The sequence below is a fragment of the Rhodovarius lipocyclicus genome (assembly GCF_009900765.1).
GTDB classification, from domain to species: Bacteria; Pseudomonadota; Alphaproteobacteria; order Acetobacterales; family Acetobacteraceae; genus Rhodovarius; species Rhodovarius lipocyclicus.
Genome location: NZ_JAAABL010000008.1, coordinates 105,528 through 122,936 on the forward strand (window position 1 = coordinate 105,528; position 17,409 = coordinate 122,936).

Here is a 17,409-nt window from a genome sequence, read left to right on the forward strand (position 1 = left end):
TGCCCGCCCTGGACCCCCCTTCATCCTTCGGGCCGCATGGGGGATCATGCCCGCCAACGATAAGGAAACGGGCCGATGCCGCATGACGGGATGACGACCACCGCCGCCGCCACCACCAACCTGCCGGAGGCCGTGACGGCTTGGCTCGGGGCCTTCGAGCACGCCCTGGCGCGCGGGGACGCCGCCTCCGCCGCCGCGCTGTTCGTGCCCGATGGCCATTGGCGGGATATCCTGGCCTTCGGCTGGGACATCACCACCACCTCGGGCGCCGCCGGCATCGAGGAGAAGCTGAACGCCGCGCTGCCGCGCACCCGCCCGCACCGCTTCCGCCTGGCCGCCGGCCGCACCCCGCCCCGCCGCCTGCGCCGCGCGGGGCAGGAGGTGATCGAGGCCCTGGCCGGCTTCCAGACCGCGACCGGCGCGGCCCATGCCGTGCTGCGCCTGCTGCCCGATGCCGAGGCCCCGGGCGGCCTGCGCTGCTGGACGCTGGCGACCTCGCTCGACAGCCTGCACGGGCATGAGGAACAGACGGGCCAGCGCCGCCCGACCGGCGAGGATTTCTCCCGCAAGTTCGGCGCCGAGAACTGGCTGGACCGCCGCAACCGCGCCCGCGCCTATGCCGGGCATGACCCCACGGTGATCGTGGTGGGGGCGGGGCAGGCGGGGCTGTCGATCGCGGCGCGCCTCGGCCAGATGGGGCTCGATACGCTGATCATCGACCGCCAGGCGCGGGTGGGGGACAATTGGCGCAAGCGCTACCACTCCCTCACGCTGCACAATGAAGTGCACGTGAACCATCTGCCCTACATGCCCTTCCCGCCGACCTGGCCGGTGTTCATCCCCAAGGACATGCTGGCCAACTGGTTCGAGCATTATGTCGAGGCGCTGGTGCTGAATGTCTGGACCGGCACGGCGCTGACGGGCGGCAGCTATGACGAGGCCAGCGGCCACTGGACCGTGACGCTGCGGCGCGAGGATGGCTCGGAGCGGGTGATGCGCCCGCGGCACCTGGTCTTCGCCACCGGGGTCAGCGGCATCCCCATCATACCCAAACTGCCGGGGCTGGAGGAGTTCCGCGGCACGGTCATGCATTCGGGCGCCTATACCGAGGGCTCGGCCTGGAAGGGCCGGCCCGTCTTGGTGCTTGGCACCGGCAACAGCGCGCATGACGTGGCGCAGGACCTGCACGCCAGCGGCGCCCGGGTTTCCATGATCCAGCGCAGCCCGACGCATATCGTGGGCATCCGCCAGGCCCAGGCGGTCTATTCGATCTATGCCGAGGGCATCCCGATCGAGGATTGCGACCTGCTGGCCACCGCCATGCCCTATCCGGTGCTGATCAAATCCTACCAGATCGCCACCGCCCAGGCGGCGGAGGAGGACGGCCCGCTGCTGCGGGCGCTGGCCGCGCGGGGCTTCAAGCTGACGGGGGGCGAGGACGATACCGGCTTCCAGATGATGTATCTGCGCCGGGGCGGAGGGTATTACTTCAATGTCGGCTGCTCGGACCTCGTGGCCGATGGCAGCGTCGGGTTGGTGCAGTATGGCGACATCGAGCGCTTCACCGCCACCGGCGCCCTGCTGAAGGATGGGCGGGAGGTGCCGGCGGAACTGCTGGTGCTGGCCACCGGCTATCGTAACCAGCAGGAGGTGGTGCGCGCGGCGCTCGGCGATGCGGTGGCGGACCGGATTGGGCCGGTCTGGGGCTTCGATGGCGCGGGGGAGCTGCGCAACATGTGGCGGCCCACGCCGCAGCCGGGGCTGTGGTTCACGGCGGGCAGCCTGGCGCAGTGCCGGATCTATTCCAAATTCCTGGCCTTGCAGGTGAAGGCGGCGGAGCTGGGGCTGTCCTGACCGGGCTTTACAGCGCCGGGTGCGGGCGCGAGCCTGCGCCAACACCGGGGAATGGCCGATGCTGAAGCTGCTGGGGCGCAGGAACGCCTTCAATGTCCGCAAGGTTCTGTGGCTGCTGGACGAGCTGGGGCTGGAGTTCGAGCAGGAGGATTGGGGGCGCTTCCACCGCGACACCCAGGTGCCGGAATTCCTGGCGCTGAACCCGCTGGGCACGGTGCCGGTGCTGGTGGATGGGCCGGCGGTGATCCGTGAGTCCCATGTGATCCTGCGCTACCTCGCCTCTCGCCAGCGGGCGTGGGGCTTGTACCCCCAGGAATTGGTGGCGCGCGCCGGGGTGGAAAGCTGGATGGACTGGGTCGCCTATGAGATGACCGGGCCGATGCGCGGCGCCTATCTGGGTGGGGAACAAGGGCTGGAGCCCTGGTGCCAGCCCCATATCGCCGGGCCCGCGCGGGCGGATTACGCCCAGCGCATGGGCGTGCTGGACCGGGTGCTGGCGGCGGGCGCGCCCTATCTGGCGGGCGCCGAGTTCACCCTGGCCGACATTCCGGCGGGCTTCATCGTGCACCGGTGGTTCAGCATGAAGAACATCCCGGACAAGCCGGAGTATCCGGCGCTGGCGGGGTATTACGCGCGGCTGTCGGAACGCCCGGCCTATTTGCGGCATATCAGGAATGGGTTGCCGTAAGGGGGCTGGTGCCGGGTGAGGGGATCGAACCCCCGACCTTCGGTTTACAAAACCGCTGCACTACCGCTGTGCTAACCCGGCCCGGCGCCCGTTCTACGCAGCCCCGGCGCCCGCCTCAAGGCCCCCCGCTTCAAGGTCCTTGGCGCCCCGGTCGGCCGATCCGGCCCAGATGCGTCATCCAGAACCCGCCGGGATATTTCAGCCCATAGCCCAGCGCCCGGTCCGCCCCGATATGCGCGAACCAGATCAGCGCCAGCGGCACCGCCCAGGCCGCCGTGCCCGGCCAGGCCAGCCCCGCCGCCAGCAGCAGCGCGGGCCCGGGCGTGGCATGCACCGCGTTATACACCACCGCCCCCGGGCGTGGCCCGGCCAGATAGGCCAGGATCACCAGGTCCGGCACCAGGATCAGCAGGGCGAACATGCCCCATCCGCCCCCGCTCAGCCCATAGCCGAGCAGGGCGAGGCCCAGCAGCGCCGCCCCCTCCAGCCGCAATGTCCCGCGCACCGCGCCCTCGACCGCCCCATCCGCCATGCCAGTTCCCCCGATCCTCGCCCCGGGCTAGCTTGCCCGCATGCTCGCAGGCAAGCGCATCCTTCTCATCGTCTCCGGCAGCGTGGCGGCCTTCAAGGCGCCGGCGCTGGTCCGGCTGTTGCGGGCGGAGGGCGCGGCCGTCATGGCCATCCTCACCGCCGGCGGCGCCCGATTCGTGACGCGGGAGACGCTGGCGGCGCTCACCGCCCAGCCCGTCCATCAGGATTTGTGGGCGGCGGAGGAAAGCATCGGCCACATCAAGCTGGCCCGCTGGGCGGATGCGGTGGCCGTGGTGCCCGCCAGCGCCAGCATGCTGGCCCGCATGGCCCAGGGGTTGGCGACGGACCTCGCCTCCACCGTGCTGCTGGCTACCCGCGCCCCGGTGGTGGTCGCGCCCGCCATGAACCCCGCCATGTGGGAACACCCCGCCACCCGCGCCAATGTGGCCAAGCTGCTGGCGCGCGGCGTGCGTTTCGCGGGCCCCACCAGCGGGCCGATGGCCGAACCCGAATCCGGCCCCGGCCGCATGCTGGAACCGGAGGAGATCCTGGCCGCCATCCAGGCGCTCTCGGGCCCGCAGCCCCTGGCCGGGCGGCACATCCTCGTCACCTCCGGCCCCACGCAGGAGCCGATCGACCCGGTCCGCTACATCTCCAACCGCTCCAGCGGCAAGCAGGGCCATGCCATCGCGGGGGCGCTGGCGGCGCTCGGCGCGCGGGTCACGCTGGTCTCGGGCCCTGTCATCCAGCCCGACCCGCCGGGGGTGGAGGTGGTGAAGGTCGAGACCGCCCGGCAGATGCTGGCCGCCTGCGAGGCCGCCCTGCCGGCCGATGCCGCCATCTGCGCCGCCGCCGTCGCCGACTGGCGCGTGGCGCAGGAGGCCGGTCAGAAGCTGAAGAAGGAACCGGGCGCCGAAGCCCCGACCCTGGCCATGGCCCTGAACCCGGATATCCTGGCCACGCTTTCCACCCACGCCCAGCGCCCCGCCCTGGTGGTGGGCTTCGCGGCGGAGACGGAGAAGGTGGTGGCCCACGCCCAGGCCAAGCTGGCCCGCAAGGGCTGCGACTGGATCCTGGCCAATGACGTTTCGGCCGATGTGTTCGGCGGCGAGGAGAACACCATCCATCTTGTCACACGGCAGGGGGTGGAGGATTGGCCGCGCCTGCCCAAATCGGAGGTGGCCGCCCGTCTCGCGGCCCGCATCGCAAAGGCCTTTTCATGAAGATCCTGGTTCAGCGCCTTCCCCACGCCGAGGGCCTGCCCCTGCCGAGCTATGCCACCGATGGCGCCGCCGCCATGGACCTGTTGGCCGCCGTGGCGGGGCCGGTGGTGATCGCCCCCGGCGCCCGCGCCCTGCTGCCCACCGGCCTGTGCGTGGCGCTGCCCCCGGGCCATGAATGGCAGATCCGCCCGCGCTCGGGCCTCGCGCTGAAGCACGGCATCGCGCTGGTGAACGCCCCGGGCACGATCGACGAGGATTACCGCGGCGAGGTGGGCGTGATCCTGCTGAACACCGGCACCGAGCCCTTCACCGTGGAGCGCGGCATGCGCCTGGCTCAGGCGGTGCTGGCCCCGGTCACGCGCGGGCATTTCGAGGAAGTGGCCGAACTGCCCGCCACCACGCGCGGGGCGGGCGGCTTCGGCAGCACGGGCACCGCCGCGTGAACCTCGATTTCTCCGAAGCCGAGATCCACCGCTATTCCCGCCACATCCTGTTGCAGCAGGTGGGCGCGGTGGGCCAGGCGAAGCTGCGGGCCGCGCGAGTGCTGATCGTGGGGGCGGGCGGGCTCGGATCGCCGCTGGCCATGTATCTGGCGGCCGCCGGCGTCGGCACGCTGGGGCTGATCGACCACGACACGCTGGAATTGTCGAACCTGCAGCGCCAGATCGCCCACACGACGGAGCGCCTGGGCCGCAACAAGGCCGACAGCGCCGCCGAAACGCTGCACCACCTGAACCCTGAGGTGAAGGTGGAGGTGCATCAGCGCCGGATGGACGCCGCCACGGCGCGGGAGCTCATCCCCCAATACGACATCGTCTGCGACGGCACGGACAACTTCCCCACCCGCTTCCTGCTGGGCGATGCCTGCCACCTGCTGGGCCGCCCGCTGGTCTCGGCGGCGGTGCTGCGCTTCGAGGGGCAGCTCTCGGTCTTCCGCAGCCATGAGGGCCACGGCTTTCCCTGCCAGCGCTGCCTGCATCCCGAACCGCCCCCCGACGGGCTGGTGCCGAGCTGCTCGGAAGCCGGGGTGCTGGGTGCCGTCACCGGCGTGATGGGCACGCTGCAGGCCACGGAGGTGCTGAAGCTGATCCTGGACATCGGCGAGACCCTGACCGGCCGGCTGCTGCTGTGGGATGCGCTGGACGCGCGCATGCGCACCATCCGGCTGAAGCGCGACCTGGAGTGCGCCCTGTGCGGCGAAACGCCCACCATCACGGATATCGCGTGAGCGCGCTCGGCATCATCCTGATCTCGGGCGGGCATGAGCGGGCGCATTACGCGCTGATGCTGGCCACCGCGGCGGCGGCGATCGGGCGGGAGGTGACGGTCTTCGCCAGCAATGCCGGCACCCGCGCCCTGCTGGCCGAACGTCCGCTGGAGGCCGACCCGCGCGAGGCCGAGGTGGTGGCCGCCGGGGTGGCGCCGCTCGGTGCCCTGCTGGAGGCGGCGCAGGAGCTGGGCGTGGCGCTGATGGTCTGCGACGCGGGGCTGGCCACCGAGGGGCTGCGCGGTGCCGCGCTGCTGCCGGGGGTGGAGGTGTCAGGGCTGGTGGGCTTCCTGGCGCGGATCGGCGCCGGGGCCCAGAGTTTCACCCTTTAGTTAGCCGCGCCCGCGCATGTAGCGGCGCTCAGGGCGATAATGCAGCCAGTGGCGCAGGATGGTCAGGATACGCATGGCGAACCTCTTGTGACGGTCGCCATTCTGGCCATGGGGAAAGGCGGGGTTTGGGCCGCCGCGTGGCATCATTGGGGCAAGTGCTGAACGCGGACTTAACCCGCCAGCAGCCCCACCGTGTCCAGCACCATCTTCCCCTCGGTGGGCAGGCCCCGGAAGGCGCGGTGCGCCACCAGAATGGCCAGGATATCGGCCCGCTCCAGCGCCTCGGCCAGCGGCAGGTGCCGCGCCCGCCCGGCCAGGCAGGGCGGCAGGGCGGGCAGATGCGGCTCCACCACCAGCAATTCCAACCCGGGTTCCGCCGCCAGCTCCTCCGCGATCGACAAGGCGGGGCTTTCGCGCAGGTCCTCGATATCGGGCTTGTAGGCCAGGCCCAGCACCGCCACGCGCGGCGCCTTCAGCCGCGCGGCCATGGCGCGCAGGCGGGCGGCGATCTGGCGGGGCTTGGCATCGTTCACCGCGCGGGCGGCGCGGATCAGCGGCGCGGCGTCCGGGGCGGCATCCACCAGGAACCAGGGGTCCACCGCGATGCAATGCCCGCCCACCCCCGCGCCGGGGCGCAGGATCTCCACGCGCGGGTGGCGGTTGGCGAGTGCGATGGCCTGCCACACATCCACCCCCACGGCCTGCGCGATGCCCGCCAATTCGTTGGCGAAGGCGATATTGGCGTCCCGATAGGCGTTTTCCGACAACTTCACGAACTCCGCCGTGCGGCAATCGGTCATCAGGCAGGCGCCGGTGGCGAAGCTTTCATACAGGGTGCGGGCGCGCTCGGCGCAGGCGGGCGTCATGCCGCCGATGATGCGGTCATTGGCGATCAGTTCCCGCACCGCCTGGCCGGGCAGCACGCGCTCCGGGCAATGGGCGATGTGGATCTCGCCGGGTTGGCCCAGCGCCGGCAGGCGCAGATCGGGGCGGGCGGCGGCCAGGCGCGCGGCCAGCCCCTCGGTGGCGCCGACCGGGCAGGTGCTCTCGACGATCACGCAATCGCCGGGGCGCAGCAGGGGGGCGATGGCGTCACCCGCCGCGTGCAGGAAGGACAGGTCCGGCCGGCGTGCCGCCGTGAAGGGGGTGGGCACGGCCAGCAGGTGGAATGCGGCGGCGCGCGGGGCGGGGCCGGCGGCAAGGCGGCCGGTGCGCACCGCGGCCTCCAGCAGCGTGGCCAGCTCGGGTTCCTGGAAATGCGGGCGGGCGGCGTTCACGGCGGCGACCACGGCGGGGCTGGTGTCGCAGCCCCACACCTGGTGCCCGCGCGCGGCCAGCATCGCGGCCGAGGGCAGCCCCACATAGCCGAGCCCTGTCACGCACACGTCGCTCATGCGAAAAATTCCCGGATCGCCGCCACGATCCGCGCCGAGGCCCCGCCATCCCCATAGGGAAACACCGGCCGGGCGCGGGCGGCGTATTCGCCGGGCTCATCCAGCAGCAGGGCGGCCTCGGCGGCGATGCGGGCGGGGTCGGTGCCGATCACCCGCACCACGCCGGTCGCCACCGCCTCCGGCCGCTCCGTCACGTCGCGCAGCACCAGCACGGGCTTGCCCAGCGCCGGCGCTTCCTCCTGCAGGCCGCCGGAATCGGTGATGACGAAGCGGCAGGCGCGCATGGCCTGGATCATCTCCGGATAGTTCAGCGGCGGGGCCAGGGCGATGCCGGGCCGGCCCGCCAGCCCCTGTTCCACCGCGGCCCGCACGGCGGGGTTGGGATGGACGGGGTAGAGCAGCTCCACATCGCCGCGCGCCGCGATCCGGCGCAGCCCCTCCGCGATGCGGGCGAAGCCCTGGCCGAAGCTTTCCCGCCGGTGCGCTGTGACCAGGATGCGGGGCAGGGGGGTGGGGGGTGGCTCGGGCAGGCCCGCCGCCACGCCCAGCAGCGCGTCGATGGCGGTGTTGCCCGTGATCACCACCCGGCCCGGGCCGTATTCGCGGGCCAGATTCGCCGCGGCCTCCGCCGTGGGGGCGAAGCGCAGGGCGGCCAGCGCGTCCACGGCCACGCGGTTGGCTTCCTCGGGAAAGGGGCGGGCCAGGTCGTGGCTGCGCAGCCCGGCCTCCACATGGCCCACCGGGATGCCGGCGTGAAAGGCCGCCAGCGCGGCACCCAGCGCCGTCGTCGTATCCCCGTGCACCAGCACCAGGTCGGGGCGCAGGGTATCCAGTAGCGGCGGCAGCGCGGCCAGGATGGCCGAGAGCAGCGCCACCGGCGCCTGGCCGGGGCGCATCAGCGCCAGGTCATGGTCCGGGGCCTCGGCGAAGGCCGCGAAGACCTGGGCCAGCATGTCCCGGTGCTGGCCGGTGGTGCACAGGCTGTGGCGGAACCCCGCCGCCCGCAGGGCGCGCGCCACGGGCAGCATCTTGATCGCCTCCGGCCGCGTGCCGAACACGCTGAGGATGTGCGGGGGGCGGTGCAGGGGCGTGATGTCCACAACCAGAGCGATAGTCCGTGGCAGCGACGGCACGCAAGGGTTTTGGGGGCGATTGTTCCGTCCGCCGCCGCGCAGCTTGCCAAGGGGGGCGTGGCGGTGAAGGCCATCTTGCCTTATCCCTGAGGCGAACACATCTGCGCCTCTCGCCAGGGACAACACCGATGCAAGTGATTTCCGATACCAACCCGCCCAACGGTCCCGATCCCGTGATGGACGGCGACCAGAAGACCTTCATGCAGGATGTCATCCAGGCCTCGCAGGAAGTGCCGGTGCTGGTGGATTTCTGGGCCACCTGGTGCGGCCCCTGCAAGACGCTGACGCCGACGCTGGAAAAGGTGGTGCGCGCTGCCGGCGGCCGGGTGCGGCTGGTCAAGATCGACATCGACAAGAACCGCCAGCTGGTCCAGCAGCTGGTGCAGATGGGCCTGCCGCTGCAATCCGTGCCCACCGTCGCCGCCTTCTGGAACGGCCAGATCGCCGACATCTTCCAGGGCGCGCTGCCCGAAAGCGAGGTGCGCCGCTTCACCGAGGCGCTGCTGAAGCTGGCCGGCGGCCAGATGCCCGGCGCCGACCTGCTGGCCGAGGCGCAGGAGGCGCTGGAGCAGGGCGATGTGCAGACCGCGCTGGAGCTCTTTGCTACCCTGGCCCAGCAGGAGCCCGAGAACGCCCCCGCCCTGGCCGGCTTCGCCCGCTGCCTGCTGGCGCTGGACCAGGAGGCCCAGGCGCTGGAGGTGATCAACAGCGCCCCGGAGAAGATCGCCAACCACGCCGAGATCGCGGCCGTGCGTTCCCAGATCGAGCTGGCGGCGGCGGGGCGTGAGGCGCAGTCCAAGTTCGGCGAGTTCGAGGCGCGCCTGGCCGCCGACCCCGACGACCACGCGGCCCGCATCGAGCTGGCCGTGGCGCTGAACGCCGCCGACCAGCGCGAGGAAGCGGCCGAGCAGCTGCTGGAAGCCATCCGCCGCGACCGCGTGTGGAACGAGGAAGCCGCCCGCAAGCAGCTGCTGAAGTTCTTCGAGGCCTGGGGCTTCATGGACCCGGTGAGCCAGAAGGCCCGCCGCGCCCTGTCGGCGATGCTGTTCAAGTAAGTGCCGCACCCCGCCCCCCGCGCCGAGGAACTGCCCGAGACCATCGCGGTGTTCCCACTCGCGGGGGCGCTGCTGCTGCCGCATGGCCGGCTGCCGCTGAACATCTTCGAGCCGCGCTACCTGGCGCTGGTCGAGGATGCGCTGGCCAGCGGGCGCATGTTCGGCATGGTGCAGGGCGATGCCTCCCGCCTGCGCGGCGAGCGGGGGGCGGCCACCTATTCCGTGGGCTGCCTGGGGCGGATCTGCTCCTTCTCCGAGACCGATGACGGGCGCTTCTTGATCACCCTGACCGGGCTCTCGCGCTTCAAGGTGCGGGAGGAGGTGGAGCCGCGCCGTGGCTATCGGCGGATGCGGGTGGACTACACGCCCTTCCTGGACGACCTCTCACCCCAGCCCGCGGGGGCCAGCCTAGCCCCGGGCGCGCTGGAGGCGGCGCTGCGCCCCTATTTCCGGGCCTGCGGCATGGAGGTGAACTGGGACGCGATCGGCCAGATGCCGGAGGCGGTTCTGGTCACCACCCTCAGCATGCTCTGCCCCTTCGAGGTGGCGGAGAAACAGGCGTTGTTGGAAGCCGCGACGCCCGAGGCGCGGGCGGAAATGCTGCTGATGCTGGTGCGGATGGCCCGGCATGGAGAAGATCGCCCGCTGCCCAGCTGAGGCGCTATTCCGTCGGGTGGCGCAGGTGCCACAGCCGCTCATGCGCGGCGACCAGGCTTTCCATGTTGCGGCGGCGGTTGGTGTCCGGGTGGGTCGGACGGCGCATCAGCATCATCTCCAGCACGCGGAGAAGCTGCTCGGACACCTCGAAATCGCCCTGGTCGCAGGCCTGGTGGAAGGCGATCAAAATCTTGTCCGACAAGCGCCGGCTGTGACGCAGCAGCGGTGCCTTCGCACCGTCGGCCGCCGTCTCGGCTATCTCTGTCAGTCTCTCGTCGCCGTCCATGGAAAAAATTCTCGATCCGTGAAGCAAATTGACACGCTGGCAGGCGCGTTGGGAAGGGTGCTGTACCAGGAAGTCATGCGAATGAATGATGCGCTCACGAAATTGTGAGGAATATCAGCCTCCCGCGCTCCTCATCTGCGCCGCGACGCTGCGGGCCATCTCCTCCACCCCGGTCTCCGGCCGGAACAGGGTGCGGACCCGGCCATCGGGGCCGACCAGGTAGATGAAGCTGGAGTGGTCCATCAGATAGTCCGCCATGTCGCGCGGCTGCACCCGCTGGTAGAACACGCGGAAGCGGCGGGCGGCCTCGGCCACCTGCTCGGGCGTGCCGGTCAGCCCCTGCATGCGCGGGTGGAAGCGGCTGACATAGTCGGCCATCACCGCCACCGTGTCCCGCGCCGGGTCGATGGTGATCATGATCGGCGTCACGCGCTCACCGGCCGGGCCCATCGCGTCCAGCACATCGGCGATGCGGCCGAGCTCGGTGGGGCAGACATCGGGGCAGTAGGTGTAGCCGAAATAGATCAGCGACCAGCGGCCGGCATAGTCGCGCTCCGTCACCGCCTGCCCGTCCTGGCGCACCAGGCTGAAGGCGCCGCCGAGGCTGACCCCGGAGGGCAGCTGCACGCCGCCGCCCGCGGTCGGCACCGGCATGGATTGCCCGAACACCGCGGCCAGCCGCTGGGCGAAGGCCTCGCCCACGCCCTGGCCTGGGGCCCGGGTGAACCAGGCATGGCCCCAGAGCACCCCGAGGGCCAGGAGCAGCGCGAGGGAGGCGTAGCGGATGACTTTGAGCATGAGGGCGGAATAGCCCTTCGGCCTGGCCGCGCCAAGCGCGCCGGAATGCCGCCCTGGGCGGGCCGTCTGCCGCCTGTCGGGGCAATTCCCGCGGGCTTGCCTTCTCAAGCGTCACCCGTGCCAGCCTGGGCCTCTTCCTGCCCGAAAACCGTGTCTTGTTGCCGGGCGGCCCTGCCCTCAGCTTCCTCACGACAACAGGAGGTATCGCTGATGGCCCGTTTCCCCCTGACCGATTCCGGCTGCGCCTGCGGCCAGCCGCATGAGGGCTTCGCCTGCGCCGAGGCGCCGCGCGACGGCACCGGCGCCGAGGGCCGGCTGGTCGAGGAAACGGTGCTGCGCGCTGTCTTCCCCGAGGCCACCACCCGCCGTGCCATGATCGCGGCCTTCGGTACCGGAACGCTGCTGGCCGCCATCGGCGACGTGCTGCCGCTGGGCCTCGCGCGGGAGGCCCTGGCCCAGACCCCGGGCGCGCCCGAGAAGCCGAACCTGAAGATCGGCTTCATCCCCATCACCTGCGCCACGCCCATCATCATGGCGGACCCGATGGGCTTCTACCGCAAGCATGGGCTGAACGTGGAGGTGATCCGCACCGCCGGCTGGGCCGTGATCCGCGACCGCGCCATCGCCCGCGAATACGATGCGGCGCATATGCTGTCCCCCATGCCGGTGGCGATGTCGCTGGGCGTGGGCGTGGCCGCCCCCCAGCCCTGGGCGGTGGCGGCGATCGAGAACATCAACGGCCAAGCCATCACGCTGGCCAACAAGCACCGCGACAAGCGCGACCCGAAGGACTGGAAGGGCTTTCGGCTCGCCGTGCCGTTCGATTTCTCGATGCACAACTACCTGCTGCGCGCCTATCTGGCCGAGGCGGGGCTCGACCCCGACCGGGATGTGCAGATCCGTTCCGTGCCGCCGCCGGAGATGGTGGCCAACCTGCGCGCGGACAACATCGACGGCTTCCTGGGCCCCGACCCGTTCAACCAGCGCGCGGTGTTCGACGGGCTGGGCTTCATCCATGTGCTGACCAAGGATTTCTGGGAAGGCCACCCGTGCTGCGCCTTCGCCGTGCCCGCCAGCATGCCTCGCGAGATGCCCAACACCTTCGCCGCACTGATGCGCGCGATCGTGGAAGCCACCGCCCATGCCGACAAGGCCGAGAACCGGCGCGAGGTGGCGGCCGCCATCGCCGGCCCCAACTACCTCAACCAGCCCGAGACGGTGGTGAGCCAGGTGCTGACCGGCACCTATGCCGATGGGCTGGGGCAGGTGCGGCGCGTGCCCAACCGCATCGGCTTCGATCCCTACCCCTGGCATTCCATGGCCATCTGGATCCTGACCCAGATGCGCCGCTGGGGGCATCTGCAGCGCGAGGTGGACTACGCGGCCGTGGCTGGTCGGGTGTTCCTGGCGCTGGATGCGGGCCGGGTGATGCAGGGCATGGGCCTGGCCGTGCCCGCCAGCCCGGTCCGGCGCGAGACCATCTTCGGCCGCGAATTCGACCCCGCGGCGGCGGAGGCCTATCTGAATTCCTTCGCCATCCGCCGCTGATGGCGCGTCCGGTTCCGGCCTGGAAGGCGGCGCTGCTGTCGCTGGCGATCCTGGCACTGTTCCTGGGCGGCTGGGAGCTGGCGCTGACGGCCGGCCCCGGCGCCGGCGGCCCCGCCATCGACCCCGAATACGCGGCCCTGCTGGGCCAGGCCGCGCAGCAGGGCGGCCGCACCCCCATGCCCGCCCCCAGCCAGATCGCGGTCAGGCTGTGGGAGCTGCTGCGCGACCCCTTTTATGTGCGCGGGCCCAATGACCAGGGCATCGGCATCCAGGTGGCGTGGTCGCTGGGGCGGGTGTTGCTGGGCTTTTTCATCGCGGCGCTGGTGGCCATTCCGCTGGGCTTCGCCATCGGCATGTCGCCGCTGCTGAACGCGGCGCTGAACCCCTTCATCCAGGTGCTGCGGCCGGTCTCCCCGCTCGCCTGGATGCCGCTGGCGCTGTTCACCATCCAGGACAGTTCGATCAGCGCGATCTTCGTGATCTTCATCTGCTCGATCTGGCCCATGCTGCTGAACACCGCCTTCGGTGTGGCCAATGTGCGGCGCGAATGGCTGAACGTGGCCCGCACGCTGGAGGCCGGGACCTGGCGCACCGCCTTTCGCGTTATCCTGCCCGCCGCCGCCCCCACTATCCTGACCGGTATGCGGATTTCCATCGGCATCGCCTGGCTGGTGATCGTGGCGGCCGAGATGCTCGTGGGCGGCACCGGCATCGGCTATTGGGTGTGGAACCAGTGGAACAACCTGTCGCTGGCGGACATCGTCATCGCTATTCTCATGATCGGGCTGGTGGGCCTCGCGCTCGACCGGCTGCTGGGGCTGATCCAGGGCTGGGTGTCGTGGCAGGAATGAACAAACCCTATGGCAGCCCCTATGTGAGCGTAGAGGGCATCGCCCGCCGTTTCCCCGGCCTGACAGTGTTCTCCGACGTGTGGTTCGGCATCGAGCGGGGGGAGTTCGTCTGCCTGGTCGGCCATTCCGGCTGCGGCAAGACCACCATCCTGAACATCCTGGCCGGGCTCGATTCGCCCAGCGATGGCGGGGTGGTGATGGAGGGGCGGGAGATCTCGGGCCCCGCGCTGGACCGCGCCGTGGTGTTCCAGGGCCACGCCCTGATGCCCTGGCTGACCGCCGAGCAGAATGTGGCTTTCGCCCTGGCCTGCCGGAACCCCGCCTGGGGCAAGGCGCGCCTGCGGGAGGAAGCACGCGCGGTGCTGGCCAAGGTGGGGCTGGAACACGCCGCCGACCGCAAGCCCGCCATGCTCTCGGGCGGCATGAAGCAGCGCGTGGGCATCGCCCGCGCCCTGGCGGTGCAGCCCAAGATGATGCTGATGGACGAGCCCTTCAGCGCGCTCGATGCCCTGACGCGCGGTTCGTTGCAGGAGGAAGTGTCGCGCCTGGCCACCGAGGCCGGCCAGACCGCCTTCATGATCACGCATGACGTGGATGAGGCGATCCTGCTCGCCGACCGCATCCTGCTGATGACCAACGGCCCCAATGCCCGCATCGCCGAGGTGCTGGTGAACACCCTGCCGCGCCCGCGCATCCGCGCGACCCTGCACCACCAGCCCGGCTATCACGCGCTGCGCGACCACATCATGGATTTCCTCGTCACGCGCTCCCGCACCCTCGCGGGGGCTGCGCCCGAGGGGTACGACCCCCGCGACCCGCCCATCGTGCGGCTAGCGGAATAAGCCAAGGAGAGAGCGATGACCCGCGCCGGACTCACGGAAAAGATCCTCGACATCAAGCGCGAGAAGGGCTGGAGCTGGAAATACATCTGCGCCGAGATCGGCGGCATGTCCGACACGCTGATCGTGGGCGCGCTGCTGGGCCAGATGAAGCTGGTGAAGCCGCTGGCGGCCAAGGCGGCCTCCCTGTTCGGCCTGTCGGCCGCCGAGGAGGCGATGCTGAACGAAGTGCCCTATCGCGGCATGCCGATGCCGCCGACCGACCCGCTGATCTATCGCTTCTATGAAATGGTGATGGTGAACGGCCCGGCCTGGAAGGCCCTGATCGAGGAGGAATTCGGCGACGGCATCATGTCCGCCATCGATTTCGATTTCGACTTCGAACGGATGGCGCATGCCAAGGGCGATCGGGTGAAGATCACCATGAGCGGGAAGTTCCTGCCCTATAAATACTACGGCGCGGAGCAGGGGATCCCGGAATACGGGTTCAAGGAGGAGTAGAGGAGGTGGGCCGAGGGGGGCGCCGCCCCCCTCGGACTCCCCCCGCCAGGAGCCGAAAGGCCCCTGGACCCCATCGGTTTGGCACCGGTCCTGCCAGCGGTGTTCTTACTGATTTTTATCATGAAAATGGCGCCCCGCCTGCCAAGCTGAAGCGCTAATTCATGGGTTCCAAGGGTTGTTACAACCCTTGGCGGGGTCCAGGGGCGGCGCCCCTGGCCGGGGTTTGGGGGCGGAGCCCCCAAAGGGACCGCACCCGGTTTGGGGGCGGAGCCCCCAACGGCGCACCCAAGCCCCCGCTTGGCCTTTTCCCCGCTTCGGGGTTACATCCCCCTGGTCAAGCCGGATAGCCAAGCCAGACCGGGCATCCGGCGCAGGCGTGGCGGCGGTTTGCTGCCCGTGAAGTCCAGGAACGCCGAACATGCCGACGTATCGCTCTCGCACCACCACCCATGGCCGCAACATGGCCGGCGCCCGCGGCCTGTGGCGCGCCACAGGCATGAAGGACGGCGATTTCGGCAAGCCGATCATCGCCGTGGTGAACAGCTTCACCCAGTTCGTGCCCGGCCATGTGCATCTGAAGGATCTGGGCCAGCTCGTGGCGCGCCAGATCGAGGCCGCCGGCGGTGTCGCCAAGGAATTCAACACCATCGCGGTGGATGACGGCATCGCCATGGGCCATGACGGCATGCTGTACAGCCTGCCCTCCCGCGATCTGATCGCCGACAGCGTGGAGTACATGGTCAACGCGCATTGCGCGGATGCCATGGTCTGCATCTCCAACTGCGACAAGATCACGCCGGGCATGCTGATGGCCTCCATGCGCCTCAACATTCCCACGGTGTTCGTCTCGGGCGGGCCGATGGAGGCCGGCAAGGTCGAATTCCGGGGCCACAAGCGCTCCATCGACCTGATCGATGCCATGATCATGGCCGCCGACAGCAACGTGACCGATGCCGAGGTCGAGGTGATCGAGCGTTCGGCCTGCCCGACTTGCGGCAGCTGCTCGGGCATGTTCACCGCCAATTCCATGAACTGCCTGACCGAGGCGCTGGGCCTCGCGCTGCCGGGCAACGGCACGATCGTGGCCACCCACTCGGCTCGGCGCGCGCTGTTCGAGGAAGCCGGCCGGCTGATCGTGGAACTGTCGCGCCGGTATTACGAGACGGACGATGTCTCGGTGCTGCCGCGCAGCATCGCCACCGTGCCGGCCTTCCGCAACGCCATGTGCCTGGACATCGCCATGGGCGGGTCCACCAACACCGTGCTGCACCTGCTGGCCGCAGCCCAGGAAGGCGGGGTCGCCTTCGACATGCTGGAGATCGACAAGCTCTCCCGCAAGGTGCCGGTGCTGTGCAAGGTGGCCCCCGCCGTGGCGAATGTGCATGTCGAGGACGTGCACCGCGCCGGCGGCATCATGGGCATCCTGGGTGAGCTGGACCGCGCGGGGCTGCTCGACACCTCCGTCAGCCGCATCGACGCGCCCAGCCTGGCCGAGGCCCTGGCCCATTGGGACGTGAAGCGCAGCGACGCCGAGCCCGTGCACACCCTGTTCAAGGCCGCCCCCGGCGGCGTGCCCAGCCAGACCGCCTTCAGCCAGTCCTCCCTGTGGGAGGAGCTGGACCTGGACCGCGAAAAGGGCGTGATCCGCGACGTGAACCATCCCTTCTCCAAGGATGGTGGGCTGGCGGTGCTGTACGGCAACATCGCGCTGGACGGCAGCATCGTGAAGACGGCGGGCGTGGATGCCTCCATCCTCACCTTCTCCGGCCCCGCCCGCATCTTCGAGAGCCAGGATTCTGCCGTGGACGGCATCCTGGGCGGCAAGGTGAAGGCCGGCGACATCGTGCTCGTGCGCTATGAAGGCCCGCGCGGCGGCCCCGGCATGCAGGAAATGCTGTACCCGACCAGCTATCTGAAATCCAAGGGGCTGGGCAAGGCCTGCGCCCTGGTGACCGACGGCCGCTTCTCCGGCGGTTCCTCGGGCCTGTCCATCGGCCACCTGTCGCCCGAAGCGGCCGAAGGCGGCAATGTGGGGCTGGTGGAGGAAGGCGACATCATCGAAATCGACATCCCCAACCGCCGCATCCACCTGGCCGTCAGCGACGAAGTGCTCGCCACCCGCCGCGCCGCCATGGAAGCCCGGGGCGACGCCGCCTGGCAGCCCACCGAAAAGCGCACGCGCAACGTCTCCACCGCCCTGAAAGCCTACGGCGCCATGGCCACCAGCGCCGCCAAGGGCGCCGTGCGGGACCTGAACGCGCTACGGCGGCGGTAAGGCGTGCCACGGGGGCCTTGCCCCCGGGCCCCCAGCCAGGGGCGCTGCCCTCTACAACCGTGAACCTTGGTAACAGTTTAGACCGGCAGCCTAGGTAACAGTGTTGCTACGACGTTCCGGGCTGGCTCGATCGAGCCAGCCCGGAACGGCGCAAGGTTCCGCTTTCGGCATCGAGCA

General features: G+C 70.3%; 18 protein-coding genes and 1 tRNA gene. 13 read left to right on the forward strand and 6 right to left on the reverse strand.

Annotated features, from left to right (window positions below):
• The first annotated feature begins 75 nt into the window (after positions 1-75).
• Positions 76-1,854, forward strand: a complete 1,779-nt coding sequence (locus GT007_RS09615) for a flavin-containing monooxygenase (RefSeq protein ID WP_201451854.1) — start codon at positions 76-78, stop codon at positions 1,852-1,854.
• 58 nt (positions 1,855-1,912) lie between these two features.
• Entirely contained in the window at positions 1,913-2,542 is a 630-nt protein-coding gene (locus GT007_RS09620; protein WP_160121381.1) for a glutathione S-transferase family protein, read from the forward strand.
• A 6-nt stretch (positions 2,543-2,548) separates the two neighbouring features.
• On the opposite strand, the gene GT007_RS09625 is transcribed toward GT007_RS09620, so the two are convergent.
• Positions 2,549-2,623: transfer RNA gene (locus GT007_RS09625), tRNA-Thr, on the reverse strand.
• A 49-nt stretch (positions 2,624-2,672) separates the two neighbouring features.
• Positions 2,673-3,074 carry a DUF4260 family protein gene (locus tag GT007_RS09630; RefSeq protein ID WP_160121382.1) on the reverse strand — a complete coding sequence of 134 codons (402 nt, stop codon included), beginning with the start codon at positions 3,072-3,074 and terminating at the stop codon, positions 2,673-2,675.
• 40 nt (positions 3,075-3,114) lie between these two features.
• On the opposite strand from GT007_RS09630, the gene coaBC reads away from it, so the two are divergent.
• The 4 genes from coaBC to GT007_RS09650 are packed head-to-tail and all read left to right on the forward strand — an operon-like array spanning position 3,115 to position 5,895.
• Entirely contained in the window at positions 3,115-4,296 is a 1,182-nt protein-coding gene (gene coaBC / locus GT007_RS09635; protein WP_160121383.1) for a bifunctional phosphopantothenoylcysteine decarboxylase/phosphopantothenate--cysteine ligase CoaBC, read from the forward strand.
• Positions 4,293-4,739: a dUTP diphosphatase gene (dut, locus tag GT007_RS09640; protein WP_160121384.1), complete on the forward strand. Its 447-nt coding sequence runs from the start codon at positions 4,293-4,295 to the stop codon at positions 4,737-4,739. Before coaBC ends, dut begins: the two co-directional genes overlap by 4 nt.
• A complete protein-coding gene (locus GT007_RS09645) occupies positions 4,736-5,524 on the forward strand; it encodes a HesA/MoeB/ThiF family protein (protein WP_160121385.1) in 789 nt (262 codons plus the stop codon). The genes dut and GT007_RS09645 overlap by 4 nt, the downstream gene beginning before the upstream one ends.
• A complete protein-coding gene (locus GT007_RS09650; RefSeq protein WP_160121386.1) occupies positions 5,521-5,895 on the forward strand; it encodes a DsrE family protein in 375 nt (124 codons plus the stop codon). Before GT007_RS09645 ends, GT007_RS09650 begins: the two co-directional genes overlap by 4 nt.
• 170 nt (positions 5,896-6,065) lie before the next feature.
• On the opposite strand, the gene wecC is transcribed toward GT007_RS09650, so the two are convergent.
• A complete protein-coding gene (wecC, locus tag GT007_RS09655) occupies positions 6,066-7,289 on the reverse strand; it encodes a UDP-N-acetyl-D-mannosamine dehydrogenase (RefSeq protein WP_160121387.1) in 1,224 nt (407 codons plus the stop codon).
• Entirely contained in the window at positions 7,286-8,389 is a 1,104-nt protein-coding gene (wecB, locus tag GT007_RS09660; protein ID WP_236571582.1) for a non-hydrolyzing UDP-N-acetylglucosamine 2-epimerase, read from the reverse strand. Before wecB ends, wecC begins: the two co-directional genes overlap by 4 nt.
• Before the next feature lie 161 nt (positions 8,390-8,550).
• On the opposite strand from wecB, the gene GT007_RS09665 reads away from it, so the two are divergent.
• Both GT007_RS09665 and GT007_RS09670 read left to right on the forward strand, forming a co-directional pair.
• On the forward strand, positions 8,551-9,477 hold the full coding sequence (locus GT007_RS09665) for a tetratricopeptide repeat protein (RefSeq protein ID WP_160121388.1): 927 nt from the start codon (positions 8,551-8,553) through the stop codon (positions 9,475-9,477).
• Positions 9,478-10,134 carry an LON peptidase substrate-binding domain-containing protein gene (locus tag GT007_RS09670; protein WP_160121389.1) on the forward strand — a complete coding sequence of 219 codons (657 nt, stop codon included), beginning with the start codon at positions 9,478-9,480 and terminating at the stop codon, positions 10,132-10,134. It abuts the gene before it with no gap.
• 4 nt (positions 10,135-10,138) lie between these two features.
• Here the strand turns inward: GT007_RS09670 and GT007_RS09675 are convergent, their stop codons facing one another.
• Together GT007_RS09675 and GT007_RS09680 are read right to left on the reverse strand one after the other, a co-directional pair.
• Positions 10,139-10,420, reverse strand: coding sequence for a hypothetical protein (locus GT007_RS09675; RefSeq protein WP_160121390.1), 282 nt, complete (start codon positions 10,418-10,420; stop codon positions 10,139-10,141).
• A 114-nt stretch (positions 10,421-10,534) separates the two neighbouring features.
• Positions 10,535-11,218: an SCO family protein gene (locus tag GT007_RS09680; RefSeq protein ID WP_160121391.1), complete on the reverse strand. Its 684-nt coding sequence runs from the start codon at positions 11,216-11,218 to the stop codon at positions 10,535-10,537.
• 210 nt (positions 11,219-11,428) lie between these two features.
• On the opposite strand from GT007_RS09680, the gene GT007_RS09685 reads away from it, so the two are divergent.
• The 5 genes from GT007_RS09685 to ilvD all read left to right on the forward strand — a co-directional run bounded on the left by GT007_RS09685 (position 11,429) and on the right by ilvD (position 17,232).
• Positions 11,429-12,766 (forward strand): CmpA/NrtA family ABC transporter substrate-binding protein, encoded by a 1,338-nt coding sequence (locus tag GT007_RS09685; RefSeq protein ID WP_160121392.1) that lies wholly within the window; start codon positions 11,429-11,431, stop codon positions 12,764-12,766.
• Positions 12,766-13,617 carry a nitrate ABC transporter permease gene (gene ntrB, locus GT007_RS09690; protein WP_160121393.1) on the forward strand — a complete coding sequence of 284 codons (852 nt, stop codon included), beginning with the start codon at positions 12,766-12,768 and terminating at the stop codon, positions 13,615-13,617. Before GT007_RS09685 ends, ntrB begins: the two co-directional genes overlap by 1 nt.
• Positions 13,614-14,459, forward strand: a complete 846-nt coding sequence (locus GT007_RS09695; RefSeq protein WP_160121394.1) for an ABC transporter ATP-binding protein — start codon at positions 13,614-13,616, stop codon at positions 14,457-14,459. Before ntrB ends, GT007_RS09695 begins: the two co-directional genes overlap by 4 nt.
• A 15-nt stretch (positions 14,460-14,474) precedes the next feature.
• The gene (gene cynS / locus GT007_RS09700; RefSeq protein WP_160121395.1) at positions 14,475-14,957 is read left to right on the forward strand and encodes a cyanase; all 483 of its coding nucleotides are present in this window, start codon (positions 14,475-14,477) and stop codon (positions 14,955-14,957) included.
• A 418-nt stretch (positions 14,958-15,375) separates the two neighbouring features.
• Positions 15,376-17,232 carry a dihydroxy-acid dehydratase gene (ilvD, locus tag GT007_RS09705; protein WP_160121396.1) on the forward strand — a complete coding sequence of 619 codons (1,857 nt, stop codon included), beginning with the start codon at positions 15,376-15,378 and terminating at the stop codon, positions 17,230-17,232.
• Positions 17,233-17,409 lie beyond the last annotated feature (177 nt).

What these genes read in the sequence shown, in the direction of transcription:
- GT007_RS09615 (WP_201451854.1), top strand. Translation starts at nt 76, where the DNA reads ATGCCGCATGACGGGATGACGACCACCGCCGCCGCCACCACCAACCTG.
- GT007_RS09620 (WP_160121381.1), top strand. Translation starts at nt 1,913, where the DNA reads ATGCTGAAGCTGCTGGGGCGCAGGAACGCCTTCAATGTCCGCAAGGTT.
- GT007_RS09630 (WP_160121382.1), bottom strand. Translation starts at nt 3,074, where the DNA reads ATGGCGGATGGGGCGGTCGAGGGCGCGGTGCGCGGGACATTGCGGCTG.
- coaBC (WP_160121383.1), top strand. Translation starts at nt 3,115, where the DNA reads ATGCTCGCAGGCAAGCGCATCCTTCTCATCGTCTCCGGCAGCGTGGCG.
- dut (WP_160121384.1), top strand. Translation starts at nt 4,293, where the DNA reads ATGAAGATCCTGGTTCAGCGCCTTCCCCACGCCGAGGGCCTGCCCCTG.
- wecC (WP_160121387.1), bottom strand. Translation starts at nt 7,289, where the DNA reads ATGAGCGACGTGTGCGTGACAGGGCTCGGCTATGTGGGGCTGCCCTCG.
- GT007_RS09665 (WP_160121388.1), top strand. Translation starts at nt 8,551, where the DNA reads ATGCAAGTGATTTCCGATACCAACCCGCCCAACGGTCCCGATCCCGTG.
- GT007_RS09675 (WP_160121390.1), bottom strand. Translation starts at nt 10,420, where the DNA reads ATGGACGGCGACGAGAGACTGACAGAGATAGCCGAGACGGCGGCCGAC.
- GT007_RS09680 (WP_160121391.1), bottom strand. Translation starts at nt 11,218, where the DNA reads ATGCTCAAAGTCATCCGCTACGCCTCCCTCGCGCTGCTCCTGGCCCTC.
- GT007_RS09685 (WP_160121392.1), top strand. Translation starts at nt 11,429, where the DNA reads ATGGCCCGTTTCCCCCTGACCGATTCCGGCTGCGCCTGCGGCCAGCCG.
- ntrB (WP_160121393.1), top strand. Translation starts at nt 12,766, where the DNA reads ATGGCGCGTCCGGTTCCGGCCTGGAAGGCGGCGCTGCTGTCGCTGGCG.
- GT007_RS09695 (WP_160121394.1), top strand. Translation starts at nt 13,614, where the DNA reads ATGAACAAACCCTATGGCAGCCCCTATGTGAGCGTAGAGGGCATCGCC.
- cynS (WP_160121395.1), top strand. Translation starts at nt 14,475, where the DNA reads ATGACCCGCGCCGGACTCACGGAAAAGATCCTCGACATCAAGCGCGAG.
- ilvD (WP_160121396.1), top strand. Translation starts at nt 15,376, where the DNA reads ATGCCGACGTATCGCTCTCGCACCACCACCCATGGCCGCAACATGGCC.